This is a genomic window from Rummeliibacillus sp. POC4, assembly GCF_003576525.1.
Taxonomy (GTDB): domain Bacteria; phylum Bacillota; class Bacilli; order Bacillales_A; family Planococcaceae; genus Rummeliibacillus.
On the sequence record NZ_QWUA01000025.1, the window covers coordinates 19,712 to 32,122 of the forward strand.

Below are 12,411 nucleotides of genomic sequence, written 5' to 3' on the forward strand. Positions count from 1 at the left end.
TATGATTTGATAAAATATAGATTATAATAATTCTAAAGAACTTTAAATGAATTAATGTCGATTTTATGTCATATCATGTTCACAATTGAGGACAAGAATTGATTTGTATATATGTTATAATTGAAATCGCTAATTAGAACGTGAGAGGTGTATAATTTCATGCATACCATAGTAGTAGGCTTGAATTATAAAACAGCGCCCGTCGAAATTCGTGAGAAATTCTCATTTACTGAAGAAGAACTTCCCGAAGCGATGAGAGCATTACAAAGTCAAAAAAGTATATTAGAAAATGTAATCGTTTCAACATGTAACCGTACTGAAATTTATGCAGTTGTTGACCAATTGCATACAGGACGTTATTATATTAAGCAATTTTTGGCAGAGTGGTTCCATGTCCCTGTGAAATCCTTTGAACAGCATCTTTATATTCGTGAAGAAGATAATTCGATGATGCATTTATTCAAAGTATCTTCAGGGATTGACTCTATGGTGCTAGGTGAAACTCAAATTTTAGGACAAGTTAAAGGCAGCTTTTTAAAAGCTCAAGAACTTGGTGCAACCGGTACTGTATACAATAAGTTATTTAAACAAGCGATTACTTTTGCAAAACGTGCACACGGAGAAACAGCAATCGGTGAAAATGCAGTTTCTGTTTCATATGCCGCAGTTGAACTTGCAAAGAAAATCTTTGGCTCTTTATCAAATAAGCATGTGGCTATTTTAGGTGCCGGTAAAATGGGCGAATTAGCTGCTGAAAACTTATATGGAAGCGGTGTCGGAAAAGTAACAGTCGTTAACCGTACGTTCTCAAAGGCTGAAGTTTTAGCTGAGAAATTCCATGGTACTGCTAAGTCAATGCAAGAGCTTCAATGTGTACTTTTAGAAGCTGATATTTTAATCAGTTCAACTGGTGCAACAGATTATGTAATCGATTTTGACATGATGCAATACGTTGAACATTTACGTAAAGGAAAACCTTTATTTATGGTAGATATCGCAGTTCCGCGTGATCTTGACCCACGAATTGGAGATTTACCAAATGTCTTTCTATATGATATTGATGATTTGCACGGCATTGTTGAAGCAAATCTTGCAGAACGTCAACGTGCAGCTGAGCAAATTACATCAATGATTGATACAGAAATTGATGAATTCAAAGATTGGATGGCTACTTTAGGCGTAGTACCTGTTATTGCAGCTCTTCGACAAAAAGCAGCTCGAATTCAATATGATACTATGCAAAGTATTGAAAATAAAATGCCTAACTTAACGGAACGTGAGAAAAAGGTATTAAATAAGCATACGAAATCGATTATCAATCAATTGTTAAAAGAACCAATTTTGCAAGCAAAAGAAATGGCGGGTTCTCAAAAGTCGAAAGAGCAACTAGCGCTATTCCAACAAATTTTTGGGATTGAAGAAGAAGTAGAAGAAGAAGCTCGAAAACAACAACTTCACCAAAAAGAACGCATGCAAAAATTAGCGTTAGAAACCCAAAAGGCTGATGCTAAATTGTCATATTAAAGAACTTTTTAGAAGGCGTTTTCGTGTCTATGTGATAAACTTAGAGGTGCGAAGACGCTTTTTTAATTGAATAAAGTTGAATAAAGTAACAAAAGTACAAAGGAGTCGGTTATGACTGATTTGACAATGACAAGGCTGCATGAAGCAATGACCGTCATATATGCGATCAGTCTTGTCTTTTATTTTATTGATTACCTTAATAAGGATGCAAAGGCTCACCGAATTGCTTTTTGGTTAGTATCTATTGTTTGGGTGATGCAGTCAATCTTCTTAGGTCTTTATATTATAGAAACACATCGTTTCCCAATTTTGTCCTTATTTGAAGGCATTTATTTTTATGCTTGGTTATTAGTGACAATCTCCATATTATTGCATTGCTTATACCGTGTGGATTTGCCGGTATTCTTTTTAAATGTGCTTGGGTTTATATTTATGACCATTCATACATTTGCACCCAGTCAGATTGCTCAGTCACCTGTAGGACATACGCTAATCTCTGAGTTACTCTTTATACATGTAACGTTCGCAATTTTGTCATATGTTGCATTTTCTTTGTCATTTGTTTTCTCTGCATTGTATTTAATCCTTTATAATGTACTTAAGAAAAAGAAATGGACAAAACAATGGACACGGCTTCCATCTTTGGACCAAGCCCAAAAAGGTATGTCAGCAGCATTATTAACAGGTATACCGTTTCTACTTATTAGTTTAATATTAGGATTACAATGGGGAATTACATCATTTGATCACTTTACAATCTTTGATGCGAAAATAATTGGTTCTTTTGTATCCTTATTAATCTATTGTTTAATTTTATATGGAAATCGCAAAGGAAAACTACATACTACTATGTATGCTTGGACACATGTCTATGCGTTCTTGATTGTAATTATCAACTTCTTTTTAGGAAGTCGATTATCAAGTTTTCACTTTTGGTATTAATAGAAAGGTTGGATTGTAAGTGCGTAAAATTATTGTAGGTTCAAGAAGAAGTAAGCTTGCTTTAACTCAAACAAATTGGTTCATTGACCAATTGAAAAAAGCAGGGGCACCATTTGAATTTGAAGTGAAGGAAATAGTTACAAAAGGTGATAAAATCCTTGATGTTCAATTATCTAAAGTTGGCGGGAAAGGCTTATTCGTAAAAGAAATTGAACAAGAATTATATGATAAAGAAATTGATTTTGCTGTTCATAGTATGAAGGATATGCCTGCTATACTTCCGGAAGGACTTGTAATTGGTTGTATTCCAAAACGTGAAGATCCACGTGATGCGTTTATATCAAAAGGTCATGTAAAATTTGCTGATCTTCCTAAAGGTGCTGTTGTAGGTACTAGTAGTTTACGTCGTAGTGCACAATTATTACTTGCTCGACCTGATTTAGAAATTAAATGGATTCGTGGTAACGTAGATACTCGTTTGGCAAAACTTGAAACAGATGAATACGATGCAATAATTTTAGCAGCAGCAGGACTTAAAAGACTAGGCTGGAATGATGAAGTAGTAACTGAGTATCTATCTACAGATATCTGTATGCCAGCAGTTGGACAGGGTTCACTAGGAATCGAATGTCGTGCTGATGACGAAGAATTACTTGCAGAACTTGCTAAACTAACAGATAAAGCAACATGGGAAGAAGCTCAAGCTGAACGTGCATTCCTAGCTGCTATGGATGGTGGTTGCCAAGTGCCAATCGCTGGATTTGCTCGTTATAACGAAGGACAAGTTAACTTTACTGGCCTTGTAGCAGCTCCTGATGCATCTGTTTTTTATAAAGAATCTCTTGTATCAAAAGATGCTGTTGCAGCTGGGAAAGAAGTAGCTACTAAGTTAACAGCTCAAGGTGCATTTGATTTGATTCAAAAAGTAAAGGCTGAGCAAAATGCCAAATAATTTGCCATTACAAGGACAACAAATTGTTCTAACTGGCACGAAAATGACTCACTCAGTATCTTCTAAAATAATTGAATTAGGCGGTAAAGTACATCACTTACCGCTTATTACTGTTAGAGAAGTCCAAACTTCAGAGGATTTCGATATGCTAAATCGTGCTTTTGCCTGTGAATGGCTTATTTTCACAAGTCAAAATGCGGTGCAATCATTTTCGAATAAACTAAAACGATTTAAACAGACTATAGATAAATGTGTTGCTAAAATTGCTGTAGTAGGCGAAAAAACTGCTCAAGCAATTGAAGCATTAGGCCTGAAAATTGATTTTATGCCTTCTACATATAGTGCAGATGTTTTTGTAAAGGAATTCCCAAAGCATGTAGGACAATTAAAAAGTTGTCTATTCTTGAAAGGTAGTTTAGCAAAGGCTACTATAAGAGAGGGATTACCGTTTCCAGTAGAAGAATGGACAGTTTATGAAACCATTCAAACTCTTGAGTATACTTCTGCTATAAAAAATTTGATCAAACAATCGCCATGTCAATCTATTACTGTGATCTTTGCAAGTCCATCTGCAGTAGATGTTTTTGCAAAGCATATAGCACCCGATATAGGATGGAGCGGCTTTGAGGTTGCAGCAATTGGTCACGTAACAGAAACTGCGTTACACCAAGTGGGAGTTACGGTAGATATAATACCAAAAAAATATACGATGATGGCCATTATTGACGAACTGGCTAAAAGAAGGGAACAAGAATCATGACAGAATTGAATTTTAAAAGACATCGTCGTTTACGTCAATCTGCAACAATGCGTGCGATGGTAAAAGAAACATACTTACACAAAGAAGATTTTATCTACCCAATCTTCGTAATTGATGGAGAAAATATTAAAAATCCTGTAGATTCAATGCCAGGTGTGTATCAATTTTCTCTAGACCGTTTAAGTGAAGAAATGGATGAAGTCGTATCTCTTGGCATTCCATCTGTTATCTTATTTGGACTTCCAGCTGAAAAGGATGAAGTAGGAACACAAGCTTTCCATGATCACGGAATTGTGCAAGAAGCTACACGTTTTATCAAAAAGAACTATCCAGACGTTGTAGTGATTGCTGATACATGTTTATGTGAATTCACTTCACACGGACATTGTGGTGTCGTTTCAGAAGATCATAAAATCTTAAATGATCCTTCATTAGATATTCTTGCAAAAACAGCTGTTTCACAAGCACAAGCAGGCGCAGATATTATTGCACCTTCTAACATGATGGATGGCTTTGTAGCTGCTATTCGTAAAGGTTTAGATGAAGCTGGATTTGAAGATGTTCCAATCATGTCTTATGCAGTGAAATATGCTTCAGCTTACTATGGACCATTCCGTGATGCGGCAGATGGAGCACCTAAATTTGGTGATCGTAAAACATATCAAATGGACCCATCAAATCGTAATGAGGCGATGAGAGAAGCTACAAGTGATGTAGAAGAAGGCGCAGATTTCTTAATCGTAAAACCTGCTCTTTCATATCTAGATATTGTTCGTGATGTACGAAATAACTATGACTTGCCAGTTGTAGCTTATAACGTAAGTGGCGAATATGCGATGGTTAAAGCTGCAGCAATAAATGGCTGGGTAAATGAAAAACAAATCGTTCTCGAAACATTGACTGGCATGAAACGTGCAGGTGCAGATTTAATCATCACTTATCATGCAAAAGATGCAGTTCGATGGATGGAGGAAAAATAATCAATGGCTCGTTCACATGAAAAATCAAAAGCAGCATTTGCTGAAGCAATCAATTTAATGCCAGGTGGGGTTAACAGCCCAGTTCGCGCATTTAATGCAGTAAATATGGATCCAATCGTAATGGAAAAAGGTCACGGAGCAATTATTACTGATGTAGATGGTAATGACTATATTGACTATGTTCTATCATGGGGACCACTAATTATTGGACATACACATCCTGATGTAGTAGCAGCTATTAAACGAGTTGCTGAAACAGGTACAAGCTTTGGCGCATCTACAGTTATTGAAAATGAGTTAGCCAAAGAAGTGATTAAACGTGTGCCTTCTGTTGAAATGGTGAGAATGGTTTCATCAGGTACAGAAGCAACAATGAGTGCAATTCGTGTAGCACGTGGTTATACTGGACGTGATAAAATCTTAAAATTTGAAGGTTCTTATCATGGTCATGGTGATTCATTATTAATCAAAGCTGGTTCAGGTGTTGCAACACTAGGTTTACCTGACAGTCCAGGAGTACCAATGGGAATTGCTCAAAATACATTGACTGTTCCTTATAACGATTTAGAAGCTGTACAACAAGTATTCGAAAAATATGGGGAAGATATCGCTGCAATTATAGTTGAACCAGTTGCTGGTAATATGGGTTGTGTACCTCCACTTCCAGGTTTCTTGGAAGGTTTAAGAGAAGTGACAACAAAAGCTGGATCACTTCTAATTTTCGATGAAGTTATGACTGGTTTCCGTGTAGGTTTTAACTGTGCGCAAGGATATCTTGGTGTAACACCAGACCTTACTTGCCTTGGTAAAGTAATCGGTGGTGGTCTTCCAGTAGGTGCTTTCGGTGGACGACGTGAAATTATGGAACGTGTTGCTCCAGCTGGTCCAATTTATCAAGCTGGTACACTTTCAGGGAACCCTCTAGCAATGGCAGCAGGCCTAGAAACATTAAATCACGTAACACCAGAATCATATGAATACTTCAAAAAATTAGGCGACCAATTAGAAGCTGGTTTCCGCGAAGCAGCTGAAACATACCATATTCCACACACAGTAAACCGTGTAGGATCTATGATTGGCTACTTCTTAACAAATGAAAAAGTTATTAACTTTGAAACAGCAAAAACTGCTGATTTACAATTATTCGCTGATTACTATGCATTAATGGCTGAAGAAGGAATTTTCCTTCCACCATCCCAATTTGAATGTGTATTCTTCTCAACTGCACATACAGAAGAACATATCGCAAAAACAGTAACAGCATTCCAAAAAGTATTTAAGAAATTAGCAAGATAAGATATAACAATGGCCAACGAAATTTAATTTTCGTTGGCTTTTTTTATTTTGAAATTTACTTGTTATATTAAAATAATTATTGATATATGTTCCTACTATCAAGAATGTAGCTTATATTCAAAATTCCCACTAGATTTATTAAATCTAATGGGAGGGTATAAGATTTGAATATCCCTTTTGGTAAGGGTGAGATAATTTCATTTTATTATTTTTCGAAAAGTTCTGTTTTCATTTTTTTTGCATATATATGAAGATAGAGGAGGGATAGCGAGTGAAAAATATTACCAGGGAAATAAATGAATCATTTATTTTTCCAGAATCATATGGCTGCCCAGTAAAAGTAAGTGAGATAAAAGTAGTACCACATTGGGAGCAACAAGTAGATGATTTATCACTCACAATTTCGGGCATTTATCACCTATCAGCTTTTCTTGAATTTGATAAAGAAAAGGAAAGGGTAAAACAGTTATCGAATGAGTGCACTCTAATAGATGACGTGGAATGGAAAGAAAAAGAAGCATATTTTGAATATGCTAATCCCTTTGAAATTAGTTTGCCAAAAGAAATCCCACAATCATCTGTTAAATTAAATGCACGAGATATTAAAGTAGAGATGCAAGATGATGGTATTTGTCAGGTTAAGTATCAAGTAGAATGTAGTTATGAAGAGCTACAGAATGAATCGTCAGAGGCCGTAGTACAACCTGTAGAAAGTACAGATTTAGTCGACCTCTCAGATACATCTACTGAAGCATATGATGACGAAGAATCAATCATAAGCGAACTATTGTGGGACTTAGAAGAACATTATACAACTGTTGAAATTCAATTAAATGGTATCCGTAAATAACAAATACCAAAGTAATAAAAAGATTAACAGTAAGACAACGTCTAAAGATGTCGGTACAAAAATGACTCGAATGAATTGAAAGCAGGATATAGGTATGATGATATTCTTACAGTAAAACCTTGTCTTGCGCAACCAAGGAGGGAGTAAATATGGATTGTAACGACCCTTTTTCATGTTTCAATCTCCTTTCTTTTAAAATGAAAAATCCATTCCTAGTATTATATGTTGCTAGGAATGGATTTTTGTAGTTAAGTAGGAAAGTTATTATGCAGTTTACTCTACAAAGTATAGATCTTTTATTTTTGCAATCTTTCTGTGATGTAATGGTGCTTTGTCTTTATCAACTTCTTTGTACATAAATTTTTTAGTGAATGATGATGAATGCCCTGATTCCATTCTAAATAATTTCATTTATTAATGATAAGAATGTATTTATGGTTTTAAATTATAACGTTATATCGAAATATCTTTTGATATCAATTATTATTCTTGAGTTTGGAGTTTTGCAAATGTTATTTTCTGCTTCAATGTCTAAAAGTATTAAGTGGGGAATATGATTTAAAATCAGAAATTTGAAATGCTTGAAAAACAATTTTTAATTCGGTAAAATGAATACAGCTATATATATGCGAAGAAGGGGAGGAGTAGAACGCTCCTACTTGTTAGAGAGGAAACGGTTGGTGCAAGTTTCTCAAGTAGACGTTTGAAGGTAGCCCTGGAGCAGTTTCTGTGAACAAATTAGTAGCAGAAACCGGTGAAAAGCCGTTATCAGATGAAGTGTCAGCTTTTTGCTGAAATTAAGGTGGTACCGCGAATAATACCTTCGCCCTTTGTTTAGGGGCGGAGGTTTTTTATTTTCTCCCCATTTACTTTTACTGATAGCGAGTATTAAAGGAGGTCATCCAATTGACTGAACAAACTACAACAATGTCTACAAAATACGATCCGCAGTCGATTGAACAAGGTCGCTACGAATGGTGGCTTGAAGGAGAATTTTTTAAAGCTCAACCTGAAAGTGGTAAAAAACCATATTCAATCGTTATCCCACCACCAAATGTTACTGGTAAATTACACTTAGGTCACGCTTGGGATACAACATTACAAGATATTCTTGTTCGTATGAAACGTATGCAAGGATATGATGCTCTTTGGTTACCAGGAATGGACCATGCAGGTATCGCGACACAAGCAAAAGTAGAAGCAAAACTTCGTGAAGAAGGTATTTCTCGTTACGATCTAGGTCGTGAAAAATTCCTCGAAAAAACGTGGGAATGGAAAGAAAATTTTGCAGGCACAATCCGACAACAATGGGCAAAATTAGGATTGGCTCTTGATTATTCTCGTGAAAGATTCACTTTAGACGACGGTCTTTCAGATGCAGTAAAAGAAGTATTTGTTAAGCTTTATGAAAAAGGTTTAATCTACCGTGGTGAACGTATTATAAACTGGGATCCACAAGCAAAAACTGCATTATCTGATATCGAAGTTATTTACAAAGATATCGAAGGTGCTTTCTATCATATGGAATATCCATTAGCTGACGGTTCTGGCAAACTTGAAATTGCAACAACTCGCCCAGAAACAATGCTTGGTGATAGTGGTATTGCTGTAAATCCAAAAGACGAACGTTATGCTCACTTAGTAGGTAAAACAGCAATTCTTCCAATCGTAGGTCGCGAAATTCCAATTGTTGCCGATGATTATGTAGATATGGAATTCGGTACTGGTGTTGTAAAAATGACTCCAGCACATGACCCTAATGACTTTGAAGTTGGTAATCGCCACAATTTAGAACGTATTATCGTGATGAACGAAGACGGTACGATGAACGAAAATGCTGGTAAATACCAAGGCATGGATCGCTTCGAATGTCGTAAACAAATCGTTAAAGATTTACAAGAAATGGGCGTATTGATCCGCATTGAACCATACACTCACTCTGTTGGTCACTCAGAACGTACTGGTGTTGTCGTAGAACCTTATCTTTCAGCACAATGGTTTGTTAAAATGGGACCACTTGCAAAAGCTGCTCTTGAACTTCAAGAAAAAGAAGCAGAAAAGGTAAACTTCGTGCCAAATCGTTTTGAAAACACATATACTCGTTGGATGGAAAATGTCCACGATTGGTGTATTTCTCGTCAATTATGGTGGGGTCACCAAATTCCAGCTTGGTATCATAAAGAAACTGGTGAAGTTTACGTTGGTAAAGAAGCACCAGCAGATGAAGAAAACTGGACTCGTGATGAAGACGTATTAGATACTTGGTTCTCATCTGCATTATGGCCTTTCTCTACAATGGGTTGGCCAGATACTGATGCCCCAGATTTCAAACGATACTATCCAACTGGTGCGTTAGTTACAGGTTACGATATTATCTTCTTCTGGGTATCTCGTATGATCTTCCAAGGTCTTGAATTCACAGGCGAACGTCCATTTAAAGATGTATTAATCCATGGTTTAGTTCGTGACGGTGAAGGTCGCAAAATGTCTAAATCGCTTGGTAACGGGGTTGACCCAATGGATGTTATCGAAAAATATGGTGCTGACTCTTTGCGTTACTTCTTAGCAACTGGTTCATCTCCAGGTCAAGATTTACGTTATACAACAGAAAAAGTAGAAGCTGTTTGGAACTTCTCTAACAAAATTTGGAATGCATCACGTTTCGCTCTTATGAACATGGATGGCATGACATATGATGAAATCGATTTAACTGGCGAAAAATCTGTTGCAGATAAATGGATTTTAACTCGCTTAAACGAAACAATCGAAGAAGTTACTCGTCTTGCAGATAAATATGAATTTGGTGAAGTTGGTCGTCATTTACACAACTTTATCTGGGATGATTTCTGTGACTGGTATATTGAAATGGCTAAATTGCCGTTATACGGTGAAGACGAAGCGGCTAAGAAAACAACACGTTCCGTACTTGCATATGTTTTAGACAATACTATGCGTCTATTACATCCATTAATGCCATTCATTACTGAAGAAATCTGGCAAAACCTTCCTCATGAAGGTGTATCAATTACACAAGCTTCATGGCCAGTGGTGAACCCAGAATTTACTTTCAACCAACAATCTCAAGATATGAAATTGTTAATGGATATCATTCGTGCTGTTCGTAATATCCGTGCAGAAGTAAATACACCAATGAGCAAAAAAGTACCTATGTACATTTCTGCTAAAGATGCAGCAACTCTTGCAGTTCTTGAAGAAAATAAAGCATACATCGAAAAATTCTGTAATCCAGAAACACTAACTTTAGGTGAAAACCTACAACCTTCTATGAAAACAATGTCAGCTGTTGTATCAGGAGCTGAACTATTCTTACCTCTTGAAGGTTTGATCGATGTATCTGCTGAAATTGAACGTCTTACTCATGAACTTGAAAAATGGGATAAAGAAGTAAAACGTGTTCAAGGTAAATTAAACAATGAACGCTTCGTATCAAAAGCACCAGAAGCAGTAGTAGCTGCTGAACGTGAAAAAGAAGCAGACTACCTAGAAAAATTTGCAACTGTTGAAAAACGTATTGCTGAATTGAAAAATATGTAGTTTTTATACAAAGAAAAATCGCCCAAGCTAACTATTTGTAGCTTGGGCGTTTTTTTATGTGGATTACTATGGATGAGAGGAGTTTTGGGATATAAATTGTCGGAACCGCGGGAGAATTAGACAGAATCGCGTGAGACAGACTGAAAATCGCGGGAGACCAACCGGAAACCGCGGGAGAAACAGCTAATAAAAAATCTAATTAACAAGTGAAGTAGGATATAAATTGTCAAAATCGCGGGAGAATTAGTCAAAATCGCGGGAGACCGAACGAAAATCGCGAAAGGAGCAGTCGAAATCGCGGGAGACCGACCAAAAATCGCGTGAGTAGGAATGAGTAACTGAGAAAATCGCAGAAATAGAAAATATCAAAATTAAGCAAAACTATTTTTTGTATAGTAAAATTTGTATTTATTTCGCTTAAATAAATGAAAATGATAAAAAAATGATTTTTTATCAAATAAAAAATGCACGCTTTTTAATTTCGCTACTTTGCATGATTTAGGGAACCCTTTTATACTTTGTTTGACCTAGAGTGGAAGGAGGAAGCAATTTGATTGGAAAAGGGTATTCTGATACACATTATTTAGATGCACTATATGGACTAATTCAAAGACTCTCATTGTCAAATCCAAAAAGGCAAGAGTTATTGAACGAATATAACCGTATTAAAGCAGGAAACTTTGGCGAAAAAGTTGTAATGAACTCTCTTGAGCAACTCCAATTACCATACCAGTTTTACATTTTTCATGATCTCTATTTGTCTATAGAAAGCCATATCCAAATTGACATTTTAATATTAACGCGTTACTATGCATTTATTTTTGAAGTGAAAAATATTAAAGGCGCTATTGAATTGACAGACAATCCTAGTCAACTTATCCGTACACTACCTGATGGTGAAATTCATGTTTTTAAAAGTCCAGAGCCTCAATTAGAAGAATATATTTACCAACTTCAAAAATTTTTCCAAAATAAAAATATTCATATTCCAGTCTACGGAGCAATAATTTTTCCTTTTACATCAAGCTTTATTAAGCAAAGTTCTAACAAAACTACAGTCCTACAAAAAAATGAAATAAAGCCATTCTTACGAAGGATTGTGACAAAATGCGATTCTATTACTGACGATGAGCTAGAATATTTGAGACATTCCATTTTAGATAAGCATAAGGAATTTATACCTTACCCATTAATTGAACGATATAATATTCCGCGAGAGGATGTTTCAAATGGTGTAATCTGTAATAAGTGCAATACACTTGGAATGAAGAGATTATCCCATTACTGGAGATGCCCTAATTGCTATTCTAAAAGTTCAAAAGCTCATGAAAGGGCAATTTATGATTATTTAACAATAATAAATAATAAAATATCCAATGAAGAATGTAGAAAATTTCTTAATATAAAAAGTGTTGATCAATCTTATAGAATGTTGAAAAATATGAATTTAATAAAATTGGGAAAAACAAGCAGGGTAAAATATATGCTTCCTTATTTAAATTATAAATCTAATTAACAAATGTAGTAGGATATAAATTGTCAAAATCGCGTG

General features: G+C 35.7%; 9 protein-coding genes and 1 other annotated feature. All 9 genes read left to right on the forward strand.

Annotated features, from left to right (window positions below; all coding sequences use genetic code 11):
* Positions 1–159 precede the first annotated feature (159 nt).
* The 9 genes from hemA (at position 160) to D1606_RS09500 (ending at position 12,375) form a co-directional block, all read left to right on the forward strand.
* The gene (gene hemA / locus D1606_RS09455) at positions 160–1,524 is read left to right on the forward strand and encodes a glutamyl-tRNA reductase (RefSeq protein WP_119415766.1); all 1,365 of its coding nucleotides are present in this window, start codon (positions 160–162) and stop codon (positions 1,522–1,524) included.
* A 111-nt stretch (positions 1,525–1,635) separates the two neighbouring features.
* On the forward strand, positions 1,636–2,466 hold the full coding sequence (ccsA, locus tag D1606_RS09460) for a cytochrome c biogenesis protein CcsA (protein WP_119415767.1): 831 nt from the start codon (positions 1,636–1,638) through the stop codon (positions 2,464–2,466).
* 19 nt (positions 2,467–2,485) lie between these two features.
* On the forward strand, positions 2,486–3,418 hold the full coding sequence (gene hemC / locus D1606_RS09465) for a hydroxymethylbilane synthase (protein ID WP_119415768.1): 933 nt from the start codon (positions 2,486–2,488) through the stop codon (positions 3,416–3,418).
* Entirely contained in the window at positions 3,408–4,178 is a 771-nt protein-coding gene (locus D1606_RS09470; protein ID WP_119415769.1) for a uroporphyrinogen-III synthase, read from the forward strand. Before hemC ends, D1606_RS09470 begins: the two co-directional genes overlap by 11 nt.
* Complete coding sequence (hemB, locus tag D1606_RS09475; RefSeq protein WP_119415770.1) at positions 4,175–5,158, forward strand: porphobilinogen synthase; 984 nt, start codon at positions 4,175–4,177, stop codon at positions 5,156–5,158. Before D1606_RS09470 ends, hemB begins: the two co-directional genes overlap by 4 nt.
* A gap of 3 nt (positions 5,159–5,161) precedes the next feature.
* Positions 5,162–6,454, forward strand: coding sequence for a glutamate-1-semialdehyde 2,1-aminomutase (gene hemL, locus D1606_RS09480; protein ID WP_119415771.1), 1,293 nt, complete (start codon positions 5,162–5,164; stop codon positions 6,452–6,454).
* 271 nt (positions 6,455–6,725) lie between these two features.
* A complete protein-coding gene (locus D1606_RS09485) occupies positions 6,726–7,304 on the forward strand; it encodes a hypothetical protein (RefSeq protein ID WP_119415772.1) in 579 nt (192 codons plus the stop codon).
* Positions 7,305–7,926: 622 nt separating this feature from the next.
* Positions 7,927–8,138: a binding site (T-box leader), on the forward strand.
* Between the two features lie 93 nt (positions 8,139–8,231).
* A complete protein-coding gene (locus D1606_RS09495) occupies positions 8,232–10,859 on the forward strand; it encodes a valine--tRNA ligase (protein WP_199670720.1) in 2,628 nt (875 codons plus the stop codon).
* 550 nt (positions 10,860–11,409) lie between these two features.
* Entirely contained in the window at positions 11,410–12,375 is a 966-nt protein-coding gene (locus D1606_RS09500) for a nuclease-related domain-containing protein (protein ID WP_119415775.1), read from the forward strand.
* The last annotated feature ends 36 nt before the right edge of the window (positions 12,376–12,411 follow it).

Coding starts and splice junctions, on each gene's coding strand:
- hemL (WP_119415771.1), top strand. CDS start 5,162: ATGGCTCGTTCACATGAAAAATCAAAAGCAGCATTTGCTGAAGCAATC.
- D1606_RS09470 (WP_119415769.1), top strand. CDS start 3,408: ATGCCAAATAATTTGCCATTACAAGGACAACAAATTGTTCTAACTGGC.
- hemB (WP_119415770.1), top strand. CDS start 4,175: ATGACAGAATTGAATTTTAAAAGACATCGTCGTTTACGTCAATCTGCA.
- ccsA (WP_119415767.1), top strand. CDS start 1,636: ATGACTGATTTGACAATGACAAGGCTGCATGAAGCAATGACCGTCATA.
- hemA (WP_119415766.1), top strand. CDS start 160: ATGCATACCATAGTAGTAGGCTTGAATTATAAAACAGCGCCCGTCGAA.
- D1606_RS09495 (WP_199670720.1), top strand. CDS start 8,232: ATGTCTACAAAATACGATCCGCAGTCGATTGAACAAGGTCGCTACGAA.